This window comes from Candidatus Blochmannia sp. SNP (assembly GCF_036549215.1).
In the GTDB taxonomy this organism is placed as follows: Bacteria; Pseudomonadota; Gammaproteobacteria; order Enterobacterales; family Enterobacteriaceae; genus Blochmanniella.
Window position 1 is genome coordinate 377,321 of record NZ_CP144371.1, and the last position, 18,677, is coordinate 395,997.

An 18,677-nucleotide genomic window follows, 5' to 3' on the forward strand; every position below is an offset into this window, starting at 1 on the left:
GACAACTAAATTTAATATTAGAATTTCACAATGAATCATGCTATCTAAACATATAGATGTTTTAGTTGTAATTGGATGTCATTATCTTTAAGATAAATAAATTCTTTAATTATAAATAGACTTGTGATACGGTGATTTAGTTATGATAAATAGATATTATACTTATTTATGATAATATTTAAATATATTAAGTTTTTTAGAATACGTAGTTTTAATTGCATATTTTAAAATTATGTTGATACTGTGACAATATACAGATAACTAATATTAGGTGCCATATATGACATCTGGTTTTTATGGGTTTTTATTTGATATTTAATCAATGTATCTACGTTTATTTTAGGTCATTTATGTTTATATTGTAATTAAATATAATAATCACAAACTAACATATCAGAGAATAAATATGCAAGCAACATCTATTACTCAAGCATGTAATTTAATTATTTTTGGAACTAAAGGTGATTTAACGCGTAGAAAGTTGTTTCCATCATTATATCAGTTAGAAAAAATAGGCGCTATTCATCCTGATACACGAATTATAGGAGTAGGTCGTGCAGCATGGAGCCTTGTTATGTATATTGAAGTTGTATATGCTGCTTTAAAAAAGTTTATGCACGATCCTATTGATGAATCTTTATGGTGTATTTTTAGAGCACGACTTGATTTTTGTAATTTAGATGTATATCAAACTGAACGATTTATTCACTTATTGGATAAATTACAGAACACAGACATAGCAACAGTAAATTATTTGGCTACACCGCCTGATACTTTTGGTGTTATATGTAAAGGATTGAGTACTATTGGATTAAACAAAAAATCAAATCGTATAGTTATAGAAAAACCATTGGGTACTAATTTGGATTCTGCTCGTATTATTAATGCTCAGATATCAAAATATTTTGAAGAGAAACAAATTTATCGTATTGATCATTATTTAGGAAAAGAAACAGTTTTAAATTTGTTGGCATTACGTTTCGCAAATTATTTATTTTCTTCAAATTGGGACAATAATACTATTGATCATGTGCAAATTACTGTAGCGGAAGAGGTAGGTATTGAAGGTCGTTGGGGTTACTTTGATTCGATAGGTCAAATGCGTGATATGATACAAAGTCATTTATTACAGATTTTGACTATTATAGCTATGTCACCTCCATCTAATTTGAGCGCTGATTGTATTCGAGATGAAAAAGTTAAAGTGCTTCGGTCATTACGGAGGATTGATTGCAATAATGTACATAATGTTACAGTTCGTGGACAATACACGTCTGGTTTTATTCATGGAAAACCAGTTCCAGGCTATTTAGAAGAAAAGGGAGCCAATAAGAGTAGTAATACTGAGACATTTGTATCTCTTTGTGTTAACATAGATGACTGGCGTTGGGCTGGCGTTCCGTTTTATCTGCGTACTGGAAAGAGATTACCAACTAAATGTTCTGAAATTGTAATTTTTTTTAAAAAACCAGTGATTAATTTATTTCCTGATTCATATCGAGATTTGCCTAATAATAAGTTGACCATTCGATTACAACCAGACGAAGGCATAGATGTTCAAATTTTGAATAAAATACCTGGATTAGGCCATAAGCATCGGTTACAAGCTACTAAATTAAATTTGAGTTTTTACAAAACTTTTTGTTCAGAACATATAGTCGATGCATATGAGCGATTATTATTGGAAACAATGCGCGGGATTCAAGCATTATTTGTTCGTCATGATGAAATAGAAGGAGCTTGGAAGTGGGTTGATTCTATCATACAATCTTGGGAATCAGAAAATAATATACCAAAGCTTTACCAAGCTGGTACTTGGGGGCCTGTAGATTCTATGACTATGATTGCTAAAGATGGTCGTTTTTGGAATGAATATAAATTGTAGACGTAATTAATTTTGAATAGACTATATAAGTCTTACTATTTTTTAATATTGTTAATTAATAAAGTTTTTAAATTTGTATTTTTTATACAAAGATGTTTGTGTGTGATTAGGTATTTTAGATTGTTTTAGATATTGAAATACAGGTACGTGTATTTTATGTGAAGGATTATTTCGAATTGAGTAATTATGTATAGTAAAGTATTGTCTTAATATTTTTGGTTTTTTGTTAAATAGGAAAATTATTTTTTATGGTACGTATTATATTATTTTTAATTACCAATTTGTCGGTAATGATATTATTTGGTAGTATACTGAGTTTGTTGGGATTATGGTCGTCTACTACATTTTGGTTAGTCAGAATGGCTGGAATATTTGGTTTTGGGGGTGCTATTATTTCTTTATTTTTGTCAAAATTTGTAGCTTTATCTGTAGTTAATGGTGTAATTATTAACAAAGCGTCTAACGATATGGAAAATTGGTTATTAAAAATAATACATAAACAGGCCAGTAAATTAGATATTGGTGCACCACAATTAGCTATTTATGATTCTATGGATATGAATGCTTTTGCTACAGGTGCAAGAAGAAATTCGGCATTAATAGCAGTTAGTACTGGTCTTTTGAAAAATATGAAGCAGGAATCAATTGAAGCCGTTATTGCTCATGAAATGAATCATATTGCTTCTGGTGATATGATTACTATGACTCTCATTCAAGGTGTGGTTAATACTTTTGTTATTTTTATATCACGTAGTCTTGCTAAATTGATTGCTTATTGGACTTCATTTATGCAGGATCAAGATAATGAACAACTTGATACTAATCATCATCATGAAGATGTGAATAGTTCTTTAACGTATGTTATTATATCTGCTCTTTTAGAGATTTTATTTGGTATGTTTGCAAGCGTGATTGTATTTTGGTTTTCTCGTCATCGTGAATTCTATGCAGATGCTGGATCTGCTAAATTAGTGGGGTGTAAAAATATGATTGCTGCTTTACAAGAATTAAAATGTAGTTATGAGTCTCAAACATCTAATAGTATCGCTACATTGTATATTAATAGTGTTAAAAAAAATAGCTTGATAAGCGATTTATTTGCATCTCATCCTTCTATAGATAAAAGGATAGAAGCGTTGCAACATGGTACTTATTTGAATAAATCGTCTTATTTTTTCTAAACAAATAATTACGTACGTGTTCTATTTTATTTTATTTTATAAAATGGTTGATTTATGGATTTTTATAAATGAAACCATCATATGATTTGCAAAATAAAAAATAAATGTTACTATGCAAACAGAGTTTTGTATAAGTTAAACGTTTTTATAAATATATTGATTCTTCATATAAAAATGATTTGAAAAAAAAATAAGGAATTCATGTGTATTATTGATTAATATCATATAATCATATAATTATATAATTATATAATTATATGATTATATGATAAGGTATCAGGTAAACCGAGATATGCTTCCGTATGTAAGTGGTATTTTGATAAATTCAGTAAAGAAGTGTTGTTATGTATGAATAATATAATTTCCTCTTATTTGAATGTTTCACGAGAATAATAACTCTGGTTTGTCTTTTAATCGCTGTTACGGCAAATGTAAACACTCTAAAGGAAATACGTAAGATGGCAAAAATTAAAGGTCAAGTAAAGTGGTTTAATGAATCTAAAGGTTTTGGTTTTATTACACCGTCAGATGGTAGTAAAGATGTTTTTGTACATTTTTCTGCTATTCAAGGAAATGGATTTAAAACTTTATCTGAAGGACAAAATGTAGAATTTGAAATTCAAGATGGACATAAAGGCCCATCTGCTGTTAATGTGACAACTTTATAATATATATGTGTATTATATACTTTATATATGTAATTAAGGATGTTAAAAAGGTATAAGGTGGTGGTGGTTGGTGTAAATTATAAAAAAATTATAAAAAATAAACAGCGAGTATCATGGTATACAAATTTACTGTTGATATGAAATACATAGATAGTGCAGTGCTTTATTTTAAAGTTTAAAAGATTATGTGTAAAGCTATATATGTAGTATTAATGTGTTAATTTAGTAATTTTGGAAGAGATCTAAAAGAGTATAACGGTTACTGCTGTGTTTGTGTTTGTTTCTAAAAATAAGAGAACCTATTTTATTTATCGTGTGTTGTTGTCATAGAACTTCAGGTTCTCTTATTTTTTGTAGATTTACTTTTTGATTGATCTATTTCGGTTAAAGCCCTAACAATCCTATCCAGTATCCGAAAATTCCAATCCCAAAAAATCCTATAATAATCCATAGTGCATTTATTTTGTTATTTAGCAACCACATACAAGCAAATGTTAATAATAAAGGAATAAATCCAGGCATGAGTTGATCTAAAATATTTTGTACGGTAGTAACTACTGTATTTCCATCATTATCAGTAAGCTTAGAAAGCACACATGGAACGTTTACATGCGTCCATTTATTAACTAATGCTCCCATAACAAATAAACCTAAAATTGAAGAACCTTCTGTTAGTTTTTTTAACACTCCTCCTTTCATATCATTAACAATGCTTACGCCTTTCTTATAACCGTATATAATGCCATAATAACGAGTAGCTAATCTAGTTGTGTTAAATAGAATAAAAAATAGACATGGACCTAATAAATTTCCACTCATAGCGATTCCTGCTCCTAAGGCAGCAAACACTGGTCTAGCAGTTCCCCAAAATATTGGATCACCTACTCCAGCAAGAGGGCCCATTAATCCTATTTTTAAACCATTGATGGAAGCATTATCTATAGTAGTAGCACCATTAGCTTTTTGTTCTTCCATGGCCATGGTAACTCCTAATATAGGAGCAGCAACATAGGGATGTGTATTAAAGAATTCTAAATGTCGTTTAATTGCTTCTTTTTGATTTTCGCTGCGTTTAGGATATAAACGTTTAATTATTGGAATCATAGTAAAACAAAATCCTAATGCTTGCATACGTTCAAAGTTCCAAGACCCTTGGAAAAGGTTAGAACGAATAAAAGCTGCGCGTATATCACTTTTTCTTAATTTTATTATTTTTGTTTTAGTATGAATTGTTTGAGGATTATTAATCATTATAATTACCTATTAATCAGTCTAATTCGTCATCAAGTTTATTTTTAGCCTGTTGAATAGCTGGATCAGGAATATTTTTATGTGCAATTTGATTATATCGTGGAGATAATTGAATATATAGGATAGCCATAACTATACCAATAACACCTAATGCTACTAAATTAAATTCGGTGAATGCTGTAATAACAAATCCTAGAAAAAAAAATGGCATTAGATATCCAGTACGCATCATATTAATAACCATTGCATAACCAACTACAACAATAATACCTCCAGCAATGTTTAAACCGTTAGTTATTACTCCTGGGATTGAGTGAAGCATGTGATGTACAGTTTCAGTTCCGACAGAAATTCCAACAATAGTAGCTGGAATTGCAACACGCATAGCCTGTAACATAAGAGCAGTAATATGAATCCAGCTTAAAATTGTTATATTACAGCGCTCTGCTGCTGTATCAGCAGCATGTTGAAATGCTACAGTAACAGTACGTACAATAATAGTTAATACTTGTCCGGCAGCAGCTAATGGAATTGCTAAAGCAATTCCTGCTCCAATAGGTTGTTGTCCCATAATTACTAAGATGGTAGAAATAATTGAAGCTAAAGCAGTATCAGGCGCGACAGCAGCTCCTATATTCATCCACCCCAGCGCTATCATTTCCAATGTTCCTCCGATAATGATCCCAGTTTTTATGTCTCCTAAGATTAAACCAATCAGCGTGCATGCTATTAATGGTCTATGGAATTGAAATTCATCAAGTATTGAACCCATTCCGATAATGCAAGATATAATAAACAATAAAATAATTTGAAGTGTATTAATTTCCATTTCATTTTCCTGAAAATATGAAAATAAAACATTTTATTAATATAGTTTTCATATGAATTTATTAAATAAATTCACATATTTAAATTAATTAGGAATGATTTATTTTTTTTATTAGTTTCATTATTTTTAATGATGGATCTGATGGTACCTTACGTGCTTCTAATTCAATACCATATTGATCAAGTTTTTTAAAAGCCTCAATATCTATGTTATTTACTGATATGGCATTATTTATTTGTTTCTTGTCTTTATAAAAAGCCATCCCTCCAATATTTACTGATTTAATAGGGATACCGCCTTCAATAAGGCGCACAATATCTGTGGGATTAGTGAATAACATGATGACTTTATCTCCAGCATATTTGGGATTATTATATACACGTATAGTTTTATCGATATCTAAGACATGAGCAGTAATCCCAGGAGGTGTTACTTGAGTCAATAAAGTTTTTCGGATCATATCTTTAGATACTTCATCGTTTACTACTATAATACGTGTAATGTTGTATTCTTTAACCCAACGAGTTACTACTTGTCCATGAATTAATCTATCATCAATACGCGCTAAACAAATGACCATATGGTTTTTATTATTTTTATTTAATAATGGATGCATAATTTTATTTTTATTGGCATTTCGATCCCCATCTAATTGATTAGGGCTAGAGCAATATTTTACGGATTTTATACTTTCGTTACCAGATTTCAATGCAATTTGTACTAATTCTTGAAAATTATGGGTATCATCACGAGCCATGAATATTTCAATTAACATAGGGATATTTATGCCTGTGATAATATCATATTTTTCTTTGTTTAATATGATGCTATGAGCAGCATTGAAAGGGCTTCCTCCCCAAGTGTCTACTAAGAATAATACACCTGCATTAGTATTAAGATTTAATAGACATGTATTATATTTTTTGATTAGCATTTCAGTATTTTCTTCAGGAAGTAATTCAATCCATGCAACGTTTTTTTGTTTGCCCACAATCATTTCAGTGGTTTTAAGTAATTGTTCAGATACAGAACCATGAGCTCCTAATATAATAGCGATAGTCACTACTTTGTCCTCTTTGATGCATTATTAATAATTTATTTTTTATTTTTGTATTATTTTAATTTTTAAAATAATACGGTATATATTTTTAGTTGTTTGTCGTATTGTTTACGATTTATTTTATGTTATGTACAATACGTGGGCTAACGATTTTTTATATTTTAAAATAAAAATTATATATGCTTATACTATTTTAGTTTTTCTGATTTTATTTCAATCAATACATATGTAAGTAAGCATTGAGATACTGCAAAAGACAATTGACTACATTATACTGTCTTTTCTGTAATAATGATAGATTATCTTTAATGTTAAAATGCATACTTTACAGTGGTATGCAAGAGATATTTTACATCATATCATAACAGTAGCATTTCTTTACTTAAATAAAGTTTACATAACCTTATGGCAATATATATTGACTTTTATCGATACTCTTTCCTACGTAAACTTATATTTGATCATGTTTAATTTATTGTTTAAAACTTCATTATGTAACCAGATATTTTAATATGTTTATATAAACATGCCATGAAATGATGTGTTATCTAATATTCAATGGAGATTATCATGGAATTTTTAACAGACATATCAATGTGGGTAGGGTTATTAACTCTAGTGATTTTGGAAGTTGTACTCGGTATTGATAATTTAGTTTTTATCACTATTTTAGCAGATAAGCTGCCAAAAAAACAACGTGAACGTGCATGTATTATTGGTTTAACATTAGCATTAATAATGCGTATAGCATTACTATCTTTAATTTCATGGTTTGCAACTCTTACAAAACCACTATGTAAAATTGCTGATTTTTCATTTTCTATCAGAGATTTAATTTTATTGTTTGGTGGTATTTTTCTTTTATTTAAGGCAACTACTGAGTTACATCAACAATTAGAACATAAAATACATAATAATACTACTCGCGGATACGCTAGTTTTTGGATAGTAGTAATACAAATTGTAGTTTTTGATGCTATTTTTTCTCTTGATGCAGTAATAACGGCTGTTGGTACAGTAGAAAATTTAATCATCATGATAATGGCAGTGATAATAGCAGTAACGTTAATGTTGTTATTATCTCGTTTATTAACTAATTTTATTAATAATCATCAGACTGTAGTGGTTTTATGTTTGAGTTTTTTGTTAATTATCGGTTTAAGCTTAATTGCAGAAGGAATCGGATTTTATATACCAAAAGGTTATTTATATGTTGCTATTGGATTTTCGGTATTAATTGAATTATTTAATCAAATAGCTCATTGTAATTCTATGAAAGGTCAATCAACTAAATCAATGCGTGAACGTACCGCGGAAGTGATTATGAAGTTAATGGGTAACACGGCGCAATGGAGCACTACTGCAGAAAAAAATTATTCTATTTCTTCATCAACAACACATTTTGCTGAAGAAGAGCGACATATGATTACTGGAGTTTTATCGTTAGCTTCACGTACTTTACGTAGTATAATGACTCCTAGAAATGAAATTTCATGGTTAGATTCTCAAAAACCAGTACAGGAATTATATTCTATTTTAATGAATACTCCTCATAACATGTTTCCTGTATGTAACGGTGAATTGGATCAATTAATAGGAATTGTTCGTGCTAAAGATTTGATGGCAGCGATAGCTCATGGAGAGCAAGTAGAAACACATGCTGCAGAAAATTTGCCTATTGTGGTTCCGGAGACTTTAGATGTCTTAAATTTATTAAAAGAATTACGTCGCGCAAAAGGGAGTATGGTTATTGTATCTAATGAATTTGGTATTATTCAAGGATTAATAACTCCTTTGGATGTGTTAGAAGCTATAGCTGGTGAATTTCCTGACGAAGATGAAACACCAGAAATTGAAATAATTAATAATGGTACAGGTTGGTTAGCAAAAGGTAGTATGGACTTACATGCGTTGCAACAAGCATTACAAGCTCATGATTTAGTGCATGAATCTGATCATGTTGCTTCCTTAGCTGGATTATTATTATCTCGTTGTGATCGTATACCAAAAGAGGGTGATGTACTAACAATTAATAGATGGCGTTTTATAATTCGAAAAATGATAGAGTATCGTATTGAGTTAGTGGAGATAGAACACTTTACTTTGTTTAATGAAACACATCAATAATAGTATTGTTATATAAATATATCTAAAATATTATTGTTGATAGTTGCAATAATTACATTAAATAAAATTTTTTCAATAACGGTAGCAACAGAGTATGTATTTTGTCTTTCATTTCTTGATATTCTATATTTTCGTCACTATCGAAAACAATGCCGCTTCCTACTGAACAAAAGAGATGTTGTTTATCAGCCAATAGTGTTCTGATAGCAATATTGGTATCCATGTTCCCACAACAACTTAAGTATCCAATGCTTCCAGACCAAATACTTCGACGATGTGGTTCAAGTTGTTCGATTAATTTCATTGCTTGAATTTTTGGGGCTCCAGTTATAGATCCTCCTGGAAAGCATGCCCGTAATAAATCACAAGCAGAAAAATTATTAGAAAGTTTTCCTGTAATTGTGCTGATCATATGATGTACTCCTCTAAATGATTGGATATCAAATAATTTAGGTACATGAATACTGCCTGGAACAGCTACTTTTCCAATATCATTTCTTAATAAATCAACAATCATTAAATTTTCTGATTGATTTTTTATAGATTTAGATAGTTTAATAATTTGGTAATAATCATCTTGTTCATTTTTTAGTCTCGGTAATGTTCCTTTAATGGGTTGAGTTTTAATTTGTGTATCATGTAATTGTAAAAAACGTTCTGGGGATAAACTAAGTATACTTAATTTATTTGGTAATCTAACAAATCCTGAAAAAGGTGCGTGATTATAATTTAATAGATAACGGAAGGCTATCCAGGAATTTCCTATATATGGGGCATAAAAACGTTGAGAAAGACACACTTGATAACAATTACCTATCGTTATATGTTTTTTTATAATACTAAATTTTTTCGCATATTCAGATTGGCTAATATTACTTTTCCATGGTTTTATAATACGAAATGATGTATTATCAACACGATTGCTGTATGTATATTGTTGATATATCCAGGGTAATATTTGGTTTGGATCATCATGAGTAACAAGGTAATTTTTATAAAGTTTATGATCAGAAATAATTGCCCAACGATATAAACCTATTGCCATATCTGGAAATAAGAGATCTTGTTTTGCTAATTTTGGTAATGATTCAATACATCTAGCAAGGTCATACCCAAATATACCTAAAAATCCGCCTTGAAATGGTAATTTAAGTTTATGACTATTACATGGTTCCATATTAGTAATATGGGTATATTCTTTTAATAATATAAATGGATCTGTATTACTAATTTGATGATTTTTGTTGTGGGAAATTGTAGTAATATTGTTTTTAGTTACTAATGTCAACACTGGGTTAGTAACTAATATATCAAAACGACCATCTGGGTGTTGGTCGTTATGCCCAGAATACAATAGCATAGACCATGCTGTGTTAGATAAAGGTTCAAAAAGGTTTAGTATAGCATCAGGGTGATAAGGTAATTCTATAAGATGTATTCCCATTAAAAATAGATGTTCCTTTGTGTTTTGAAAATATCTGTTGTTAACTATGTTAGTTGTATGAATAAAAATAAAGCATAAATATTATTTGTATAATATTTAGCATTATTAAAAATATTAAAGAACATGTAATATATGTATATATTTTGTATACGTTAGATATAATTATTTTTTATGTTATGTTTTATTGTGTAGCAATATTTAAAATGATAATACATATCATTTTAAACAATTAAGTTGTGATAGTACTCATTATTTTCAAAATGAGTACTATCACAACTTAATTGTTTAATTTTAGTAATTTTAGTTTAAATTTAATAAGTATTTCATATGTTATGTTATAAATATAACATGTATAATATAATTTTTTTATGATACGTTCAATATATATATATATATATATAATTTTTATTGTATTTATGTGATATGTCTACTCGAATTTTGGCTTTTGATACTACTACTGAATTATGTTCTGTTGCTTTAATGATCGATCATAACATATATGATCACAAGATTATAGCATCAAGACGTCATGCAGAAAAGATATTACCTATGATTAATGAATTATTAGCAGAAGTAGGTGTTACCCTGAAATCTCTTGATTGTATTATATTTAATAGAGGTCCAGGTAGTTTTGTTGGGATACGAATTGGAATATGTGTTGCACAAGGGTTAGCATTGGGAGCTGATTTGCCATTAGTGGAGGTATCTTCTTTAGTAGTATTAGCTCAAGGAGCTTGGCGTATTTTTTCTATAAAACAAGTTATATCTACCATTGATGCGCGTATGGGCGAGTTGTATTGTGCTCGTTATTATCGGGTGAGTGATAACAATTGTTGGAGATGTTATAGTAATGAATCAATTATGACAGCAGAGGTAATTGCTGCTGAGTTAACGTGTTGCAATACAACGTTGCAACAAGGTAGTTGGGTACTTGCAGGTACAGGTTGGAATAACTACTCAGTGTTAGAAAATATAAAAATAAGTGATACTATTTTTTTAAGGAAGATTGTCATGTCACCTGAAGCACGGGACATGTTACCATTAGGAATACATAATTGGAGAAATAAAATGTTTTTAACTCCAAATCAGGCACAGCCTATTTATTTACGTAATAAAATAGTTTCTACATAAAACAGTATAGATTTAGTCTCAAATAGTATTAAATATGTAATTTATGTACATAGTGGTACTATACTAGTACATTGATGAGTTTTTAATAATTTGTGTATGACAGTATTGTGTATATAGTTGATTATGGGTTGTGAAATATTATAATATAATTCATTAATAGAATTGATCTGATAATAAGAAGTATATGAATGTTATCCATAATATACTTAACTTGATTGTAATTTAGATTATAAAACAATGTGATTTATTAGAATATTAGTGAACCATAACAAAAGGATGAATATATTTTCGTAATACTAGTTTATTGTATAAATTAATAAAATGTTTTTGTAAAGTATTGTTTATTATTAGAGTGTTTAATTTAAATGATACGTATAGCTTGGTTTGTTATGTTTTTTCGTTAGAAAAAATTACTTTACATTTTAAAACAAATGTGTTGTCGTCTTTTTTTTCTAGTTGTACTGAAAGTATATATGGATCAGGTACATATTTACGTATTATTTGGGTTAAATCTTTTTTTAATTGATATAAATAATATGGGGAATGATTATTTATATTTTTGATTTTATGTTCAGAAATAATGTCTTGTAGTCTTCTTTTGGCAATATTAGCTGGAGTTTTTTTTCTTAAAAAAAGGAAATTGACTAATACCATAAGTATTATCTCTTAAAAAATCGTTTTAAAAAGTTTAATTTTTTGCTTTCAGTAAATCGAAAAGGACATTGCTTTCCCAATAAACGATCTACTGTATCTGAGTAAGCTTGACCTGCATGGGATCTGATATCTAAAATAATCGGTTCACCTTGATTAGATGCTTTTAGTACTGATTTATCTTCTGGTATAACACCCAATAAAGGGATTCTTAATATTTCTATTACATCTTCTAAACTAAGCATATCTCCATGTTTTACACGAATAGGATTATATCGAGTTAATAATAAGTATTCTTTAATGGTTTCTATGTTATTTATAGAATGTTTAGATTTAGAAGATAAAATACCTAAAACACGATCTGAGTCATGTACTGAAGAAACTTCTGGATTGGTGATGATAATAGCTTCGTCTGCAAAATGTAGAGCTGCTAATGCCCCACTATCAATACCTGCAGGAGAATCACATATTATAAATTCAAAATTCATTTTATTAAGATCATTTAATATTTTTTCTACCCCGATAAGAGTTAAGGCATTTTTATCGCGTGTTTGTGAAGCAGGTAAAATATATAGATAATTAGTGCGCTTATCTTTAATTAATGCTTGATGTAATGTAGCTTCGTTTTGAATGACATTAATAAAATCGTATACTACTCTACGTTCACATCCCATAACTAAATCAAGATTACGTAAACCAATGTCGAAATCAATAACAACTGTTTTTTTGCCTTTACGCGCTAGTCCAGTAGCAAGAGCTGCGCTTGATGTTGTTTTACCAACTCCTCCTTTTCCTGAAGTAATAACAATTATGCGTGCCATCAACAAATTCCTTATTTGCAGTATACATTATAAATTTTGAATGGTAAGAGCGTCATTTTTTAAACTAAGTCTTACTGCTTTACCTGAAAATTCTTTTGGAATTTGATCGCTTAGCCAATAATGCCCTCCAATAGATACCAGTTCAGAAGATAAATTAGTACAAAAAATTTGAGATTCTTTATTCCCAGATGCACCAGCTAATATACGTCCTCGCATTGTGCCATAAATATGGATATTTCCATCGGCAATAATTTCGGCTCCAGCACTAACATTTGCAATAATAATTAAATCTCTATTACGAGCATATATTTTTTGCCCAGAACGTATTGGTGTTGTAATTAATTGTGTTTTGGATGTTGTTAAAGTATTTTTTCGAAGATATTCTGGAAAATCTTTACGTAATATAGTTACGTTTTGTGATAAAACAGGTATTCCGCTACGAATGATAATTTCTTTTAATTTATTATCATGACAACAACATGTCCCAACTATAAATAATCCAGAATCTGATATTGTTTGATATAGAGCATCCCAATTACTACGGTAATTAAGATTACTAACATTTACAACAATTGGGGTATTTTTTAATAAAAAAATAGGAGATTTTTCTATTTTTTCTAGCAATGATTTACGGATTGCTTCTAAGCATGTACTATAAACATGCATTACTAATAATGGAAAATTGCTTCCTTTTATACTAATAGACACGCTAATGTTTCACAATTTAAATATATATATTATGTACTTATATGCAATAAACATTATTTATATAAGTATGCGTTTATTTGTTGTTAATTTTATTATTCAAAATAATAAAATTAACAGTTTACATATTTTTCAGTAAAATACTATATTATAATTTTTATAACGTTACAATAAAAAATAATATTATAACTTTATTATATTAATAATTTATGTTTTATTATGAATGCTTATACAAATGAGTTATTTATTAGGATAATACAGAGATTATTACGTTATTATTTAGTATAATGATATTTTTAATTTTAAAAAATAATAAAATATTGCATAATTAATACTATTTTTTAGGGTTTTGTTAGTTGTTAATGCACATAAAAGATTATTTTGTTATGAATATTATTCTGTGACACAAATATATGTTAAAATTAACTGGCGTTTTGTGTATTGATTACAGTATACCTCGATTGAGGTAGGATTGGTATTCATATAAATTAATTACAATTAATATATATGTTATATTTTAGTAAGTGATTTTTATTTATTAAAATATAGCAATTTTTTATTTTTATTTAAATTGTTATTTAGTATTATGGTTTATTAAATCAATGATTTGTGATATACATATAAGTAATGCTATTAGCAAATAGCTAGAAAAAATTATGAGCATCCATTGAGAAATTTCTAGAGATAAAAAATACCATTTGTATTCAGCGCAATTGCCGTTAGCATCAAATATAGCGGGCCACCACTTATTTATAGGTAACCAATTAGGAAATTCGACAAATAAATCACATGTAAAAAATGGGGAAGGATGTAATTGAATATCAATGTATTTTTTAGCGAATAATAATCCTTTACAAGCACTATATGTCCAAATTGATATAGCAAATAATCTTAAAGGAGCAAATGACGGGGCGGTTATTGCAATCAATCCTGCAATCCCTATGCCACATAGGGAGCATCGTTGATAGATACATAGTACACAAGGTTTTATTAAAACAATGTGTTGTAAATATAGGGCCACTAATTCTAAATTAATAATAGTAAAAACTAGAAAACCCCAGTATTTTCTGCTTTTGGAACAAATATTTAGAAAATACAACATAAATAATTACCTAGAATTAAAATATTTTTGGTTTAATATGTAATTATTCAAAAATAGAATAAAAATATTTATTATATAATTAATTTATTATGTATTAACTATTGTTATGCTTATATGCATATAAACTACATATATATTAAAATCTCTCAAGATTATCAAATTATACATAATGATATTTATGTCAAAATTTAATTCTAAAATTAAATTTGAAATTTTCTGTGTATAGAAACATTCAAATTTTAAAGCTGATAATTTTTTATTTTATAGGAATATAAAAATATTAAGTTATATTACAAATATAATTAAATGAATAAAAAATTTGAAGCTTTGAGGTCTATATTGATAGGGATGTTGTTTTTTATTAATTTATTTAAACAACCTCCCTATTTGAGTTATATAGGGCCATTTTACATGGCTTTAAGTATTCATTCATTCAATAAATGTGTCAATATACTTATATGATCTGTATTATTGTTTATATTTTGTAATATATATGCTTAAATCAATCACTTTATCAGAATAACCTGTTTCATTATCATACCAAGATATTAATTTAGCAAAGTTCTTATTTAACGAAATGCTAGATTGTGCGTCGAATATAGAAACTAATTTTTCTCCATTAAAATCGCTGGACACTACTTTGTCATCGGTATATCCCATAATTCCTTTTAAATTACCATAAGAAGCATGTTTAATAACATCACAAATATTTTTGTAAGAGGCTGGTTTTTCCAATCGGACAGTAAAGTCGACAACAGAAACATTTGGAATGGGGACCCGGAATGACATTCCCGTTAATTTACCATCTAATTCTTTAATAACTTTTCCTAATGCTTGTGCTGCCCCAGTAGAAGATGGAATGATATTTTGATAAGCACCACGTCCACTTCTCCAATCGTTATGTATTGGAGCATCAACAGTTTTTTGAGTAGCAGTAGCAGCATGAACAGTGGTCATCATGCCTTCAATAATTCCAAAATTATCATGAATAACCTTAGCTAATGGAGCTAAACAATTAGTAGTACAAGATGCATTAGATACTATTTTTTCTCCGTTATAAAGGTGGTTATTTACTCCCATAACAAACATTGGAGTATCATCTTTTGCTGGGGCTGTTAATACTACTTTACGAGCTCCAGAAGATATGTGTCCATGAGCCTTTTCTTGAGTTAAGAAAATCCCTGTAGATTCGGTGACAACGTCGACATTAAAATCTTTCCAATATAAATTTTTTGGATCTTTTTGTGAAGTATAGTGCACAATTTTATTATTAATAATTAAATGATCGTCATGTACATTGATTGTGCCTTTAAACCGACCATGAGTTGAATCATACCTCAGCATATATGCAATATGTTCAATATCTAGTAAATCATTAATAGCAACGATATCTGCGTCTTTTCGTTCTTGCGCGGTTCTGAAGATAACACGACCAATTCTTCCAAATCCATTAATACCTATTTTAATAGCCATATATTATAACTCCTATGTAAGTAATTGTAGTTATGTGTTATGAATAAAGTCTCAATTATAATATATATGTGCGATATATAAATTAATAATTGAAAATATAAAGTATGTTTTGATATGTTTATGCAAATATTAATTAATTACACGTTATCATAACACTAAATAGAATATATGTGTTTAATTAGTTATAATGTGATCTGCTATATGATAGCAATATATAGGAATGTAAATATTATATATTATTACCTTTTGTTTTTATTAAAATTAATATTAAGTATATTTATTATGTGATCTTTGATATACGCAAATATAATTTAATAACTTTTATACATTTATGAATTAAGTTTTGATTATACTGTTATAATTGTGTTAAATGATCTAAATATAGAGCATAACAATTTTTGGGGTCATTCCATATAAAATTTAAGACATTAAGATTATTAATTTTTAATTTTTCATTAAAATTAGTTAATGAAAGATGATTATTTAAAAAATTTATAGTTATGGCATGAATAACTTTATTAGTGTGTTGTAATAAAATATCTATCCAATTTGTTTTGTCTTCATACCAATTGAGTTGATATTCTGTCAAATGAGATAATTTAACAGCCTTATTTATTGCGTCATCTAAATCCCCTATGTTATCAATTAGTCCGTGTTTTATTGCATCATAACCAAGCCATACGTGTCCTTGAGCAATTTTATGAATATCTTCTATAGTTTGACGGCGAGACTCAGCGACTGTGTTAATAAAATAATGATAGCTATTATTTACATAAAGTTGCATCATATTTATATATTCAGTAGGTAGAGATGTAGTAATTGAAATATTCGCAATAGGAGATGTACTTACTCCATCATTATGAACACCGATAGCATCGAGAGACTTTTCAAATGTATTAATAATACCAAATATTCCTATAGAACCCGTAATAGTACTATTGCTTGCAATAATACTATTAGCTGGAGTTGATATCCAATACCCACCAGATGCGGCTATTCCTCCCATAGAAACAACCACTGGTTTACCAGAATTTCTTACAGCTATTAATTCTGATCTAATTAATTCAGAAGCATTTACACTTCCTCCAGGACTATTGACACGAAGTATTACTGCTTTCACTTTAGAATTAAATCGGGCACTTCTAATTTTATGAGCTATAGTATCGCCCCCAATTGAACCTGGTATATCAGGTCCATCTACAATTGGCCCATTAACACAAATTATTGCTATTTCATCTTTTTGTTGTATTGGTGCTATAAGATTATAATCATACATGCTAATTGCATTGAATGAAGTGCCTTGTTTATTAGATCCAAATATTTTTTGCATTGTGTCTTCTATAACACAGTGAGAAGCAATTTCATCTATCCATTTTTTTTTAAGTGCATAAGCTGCAGTATCACCTTGTATTTGATGTAATTCATTTAACATTTTATTAGTTTCTGGAAAAATTTCTTGAGCTGTTATCTTACGATTAGTGGATATTGTTTTTAAATATTGATTCCATAAATGATTGATTATTTTTTTTTCTTCATGTCGTACATGATCAGACATTTGATCTTGAATAAATGGTTCAACAGCAGATTTATATGCACCTACCCTAAAAACATGAGTATTAATTTTTAAATTATCTAATAGTGATTTATAATATAATCTGTTGGTAGAGATACCTCGTAAGTCTACAAAACCATGAGGTGTAAGATAAATTTTATTTGCGTAGCTGGCTAGCAAGTACTGCGATTGGTTATAATAATCAGAAATGGCATAAATAGATTTACCAGAATTTTTAAATTCATGTAAAGCCTTTCCAATATATTCTAATGATGTTTGATTACTTCCAGAAAAGTTTTTTAATGATAATATTAATCCAGTTATGTTAGGATCATTTTTAGCCTGACGTAATATATTAATAATATCAAATAGTGAGTTTTCTTTGGTGTTTGATTGATTTGTATTTAGTAAATGTTTACTGAATTTGTGAAACTTGTTATCTGATGTTACAGGTTTATCTACAATAGTGCCGGAAATGTCTAAAATCAAAGCAGTGTTCTTTGATGGCGATTTGGTAGAATTATTTCTTAAGTTTAAATATGTTCCTATAATGACAATTATTAGAACTATAAAAAATATATTTATTATTATTGTTCGTATTAAATATAGTGTCCGTACACTATATTTAAGTATTTTACGAATTGTTTTCCATGTGTTTCGCATGAACTCTTTAATCATTAAATACATTATATTACGATCCAATGAATAATTTATCAATTACTCTTAAGTTATATCAGGTGTTTTATATACTCATAATTTGTAGAAACTAATAGTGTGTTACCTTATGATAAGTAATA

Annotated in this window: 15 protein-coding genes; 5 read left to right on the forward strand and 10 right to left on the reverse strand. The window is 28.5% G+C overall.

Going from position 1 to position 18,677, the window contains the following annotated elements:
- Positions 1-406 precede the first annotated feature (406 nt).
- From zwf to cspE, 3 genes are all read left to right on the forward strand, one after another.
- Positions 407-1,885, forward strand: coding sequence for a glucose-6-phosphate dehydrogenase (gene zwf / locus VOI34_RS01555; protein WP_331828686.1), 1,479 nt, complete (start codon positions 407-409; stop codon positions 1,883-1,885).
- Between the two features lie 248 nt (positions 1,886-2,133).
- A complete protein-coding gene (gene htpX, locus VOI34_RS01560) occupies positions 2,134-3,066 on the forward strand; it encodes a protease HtpX (RefSeq protein ID WP_331828687.1) in 933 nt (310 codons plus the stop codon).
- A gap of 458 nt (positions 3,067-3,524) precedes the next feature.
- Complete coding sequence (gene cspE, locus VOI34_RS01565; protein ID WP_331828688.1) at positions 3,525-3,734, forward strand: transcription antiterminator/RNA stability regulator CspE; 210 nt, start codon at positions 3,525-3,527, stop codon at positions 3,732-3,734.
- Between the two features lie 384 nt (positions 3,735-4,118).
- Here the strand turns inward: cspE and VOI34_RS01570 are convergent, their stop codons facing one another.
- The 3 genes from VOI34_RS01570 to manX form a co-directional block, all read right to left on the reverse strand.
- Positions 4,119-4,985, reverse strand: a complete 867-nt coding sequence (locus VOI34_RS01570; RefSeq protein ID WP_331828689.1) for a PTS mannose transporter subunit IID — start codon at positions 4,983-4,985, stop codon at positions 4,119-4,121.
- Positions 4,986-5,001: 16 nt separating this feature from the next.
- The gene (locus tag VOI34_RS01575) at positions 5,002-5,814 is read right to left on the reverse strand and encodes a PTS mannose/fructose/sorbose transporter subunit IIC (protein ID WP_331828690.1); all 813 of its coding nucleotides are present in this window, start codon (positions 5,812-5,814) and stop codon (positions 5,002-5,004) included.
- An 88-nt stretch (positions 5,815-5,902) separates the two neighbouring features.
- Positions 5,903-6,877 carry a PTS mannose transporter subunit IIAB gene (gene manX / locus VOI34_RS01580; RefSeq protein ID WP_331828691.1) on the reverse strand — a complete coding sequence of 325 codons (975 nt, stop codon included), beginning with the start codon at positions 6,875-6,877 and terminating at the stop codon, positions 5,903-5,905.
- 567 nt (positions 6,878-7,444) lie between these two features.
- Between manX and VOI34_RS01585 the strand changes: the two genes are divergently transcribed.
- The gene (locus VOI34_RS01585) at positions 7,445-9,001 is read left to right on the forward strand and encodes a TerC family protein (protein WP_331828692.1); all 1,557 of its coding nucleotides are present in this window, start codon (positions 7,445-7,447) and stop codon (positions 8,999-9,001) included.
- 52 nt (positions 9,002-9,053) lie between these two features.
- Here VOI34_RS01585 and pabB read toward each other — a convergent pair whose 3' ends face one another.
- Positions 9,054-10,445 (reverse strand): aminodeoxychorismate synthase component I, encoded by a 1,392-nt coding sequence (pabB, locus tag VOI34_RS01590; protein WP_331828693.1) that lies wholly within the window; start codon positions 10,443-10,445, stop codon positions 9,054-9,056.
- A gap of 423 nt (positions 10,446-10,868) precedes the next feature.
- Between pabB and tsaB the strand changes: the two genes are divergently transcribed.
- Positions 10,869-11,576, forward strand: coding sequence for a tRNA (adenosine(37)-N6)-threonylcarbamoyltransferase complex dimerization subunit type 1 TsaB (tsaB, locus tag VOI34_RS01595; protein WP_331828694.1), 708 nt, complete (start codon positions 10,869-10,871; stop codon positions 11,574-11,576).
- Between the two features lie 387 nt (positions 11,577-11,963).
- On the opposite strand, the gene minE is transcribed toward tsaB, so the two are convergent.
- From minE to sppA, 6 genes are all read right to left on the reverse strand, one after another.
- Positions 11,964-12,230: a cell division topological specificity factor MinE gene (gene minE / locus VOI34_RS01600; RefSeq protein WP_331828695.1), complete on the reverse strand. Its 267-nt coding sequence runs from the start codon at positions 12,228-12,230 to the stop codon at positions 11,964-11,966.
- A gap of 5 nt (positions 12,231-12,235) precedes the next feature.
- Positions 12,236-13,048 carry a septum site-determining protein MinD gene (gene minD / locus VOI34_RS01605; RefSeq protein WP_331828696.1) on the reverse strand — a complete coding sequence of 271 codons (813 nt, stop codon included), beginning with the start codon at positions 13,046-13,048 and terminating at the stop codon, positions 12,236-12,238.
- A gap of 27 nt (positions 13,049-13,075) precedes the next feature.
- Positions 13,076-13,756, reverse strand: coding sequence for a septum site-determining protein MinC (gene minC, locus VOI34_RS01610; RefSeq protein WP_331828697.1), 681 nt, complete (start codon positions 13,754-13,756; stop codon positions 13,076-13,078).
- 571 nt (positions 13,757-14,327) lie between these two features.
- Positions 14,328-14,855: a disulfide bond formation protein DsbB gene (dsbB, locus tag VOI34_RS01615; RefSeq protein WP_331828698.1), complete on the reverse strand. Its 528-nt coding sequence runs from the start codon at positions 14,853-14,855 to the stop codon at positions 14,328-14,330.
- A gap of 468 nt (positions 14,856-15,323) precedes the next feature.
- Positions 15,324-16,328 (reverse strand): type I glyceraldehyde-3-phosphate dehydrogenase, encoded by a 1,005-nt coding sequence (gene gap, locus VOI34_RS01620; protein ID WP_331828142.1) that lies wholly within the window; start codon positions 16,326-16,328, stop codon positions 15,324-15,326.
- Between the two features lie 355 nt (positions 16,329-16,683).
- Positions 16,684-18,543 carry a signal peptide peptidase SppA gene (gene sppA / locus VOI34_RS01625; protein WP_331828143.1) on the reverse strand — a complete coding sequence of 620 codons (1,860 nt, stop codon included), beginning with the start codon at positions 18,541-18,543 and terminating at the stop codon, positions 16,684-16,686.
- Positions 18,544-18,677 lie beyond the last annotated feature (134 nt).

Excerpts from the sequence above, each read along its gene's own strand:
- zwf (WP_331828686.1), top strand. The coding sequence starts at position 407 with ATGCAAGCAACATCTATTACTCAAGCATGTAATTTAATTATTTTTGGA.
- htpX (WP_331828687.1), top strand. The coding sequence starts at position 2,134 with ATGGTACGTATTATATTATTTTTAATTACCAATTTGTCGGTAATGATA.
- cspE (WP_331828688.1), top strand. The coding sequence starts at position 3,525 with ATGGCAAAAATTAAAGGTCAAGTAAAGTGGTTTAATGAATCTAAAGGT.
- VOI34_RS01570 (WP_331828689.1), bottom strand. The coding sequence starts at position 4,985 with ATGATTAATAATCCTCAAACAATTCATACTAAAACAAAAATAATAAAA.
- VOI34_RS01575 (WP_331828690.1), bottom strand. The coding sequence starts at position 5,814 with ATGGAAATTAATACACTTCAAATTATTTTATTGTTTATTATATCTTGC.
- VOI34_RS01585 (WP_331828692.1), top strand. The coding sequence starts at position 7,445 with ATGGAATTTTTAACAGACATATCAATGTGGGTAGGGTTATTAACTCTA.
- pabB (WP_331828693.1), bottom strand. The coding sequence starts at position 10,445 with ATGGGAATACATCTTATAGAATTACCTTATCACCCTGATGCTATACTA.
- tsaB (WP_331828694.1), top strand. The coding sequence starts at position 10,869 with ATGTCTACTCGAATTTTGGCTTTTGATACTACTACTGAATTATGTTCT.
- minE (WP_331828695.1), bottom strand. The coding sequence starts at position 12,230 with ATGGTATTAGTCAATTTCCTTTTTTTAAGAAAAAAAACTCCAGCTAAT.
- minD (WP_331828696.1), bottom strand. The coding sequence starts at position 13,048 with ATGGCACGCATAATTGTTATTACTTCAGGAAAAGGAGGAGTTGGTAAA.
- dsbB (WP_331828698.1), bottom strand. The coding sequence starts at position 14,855 with ATGTTGTATTTTCTAAATATTTGTTCCAAAAGCAGAAAATACTGGGGT.
- gap (WP_331828142.1), bottom strand. The coding sequence starts at position 16,328 with ATGGCTATTAAAATAGGTATTAATGGATTTGGAAGAATTGGTCGTGTT.
- sppA (WP_331828143.1), bottom strand. The coding sequence starts at position 18,543 with ATGCGAAACACATGGAAAACAATTCGTAAAATACTTAAATATAGTGTA.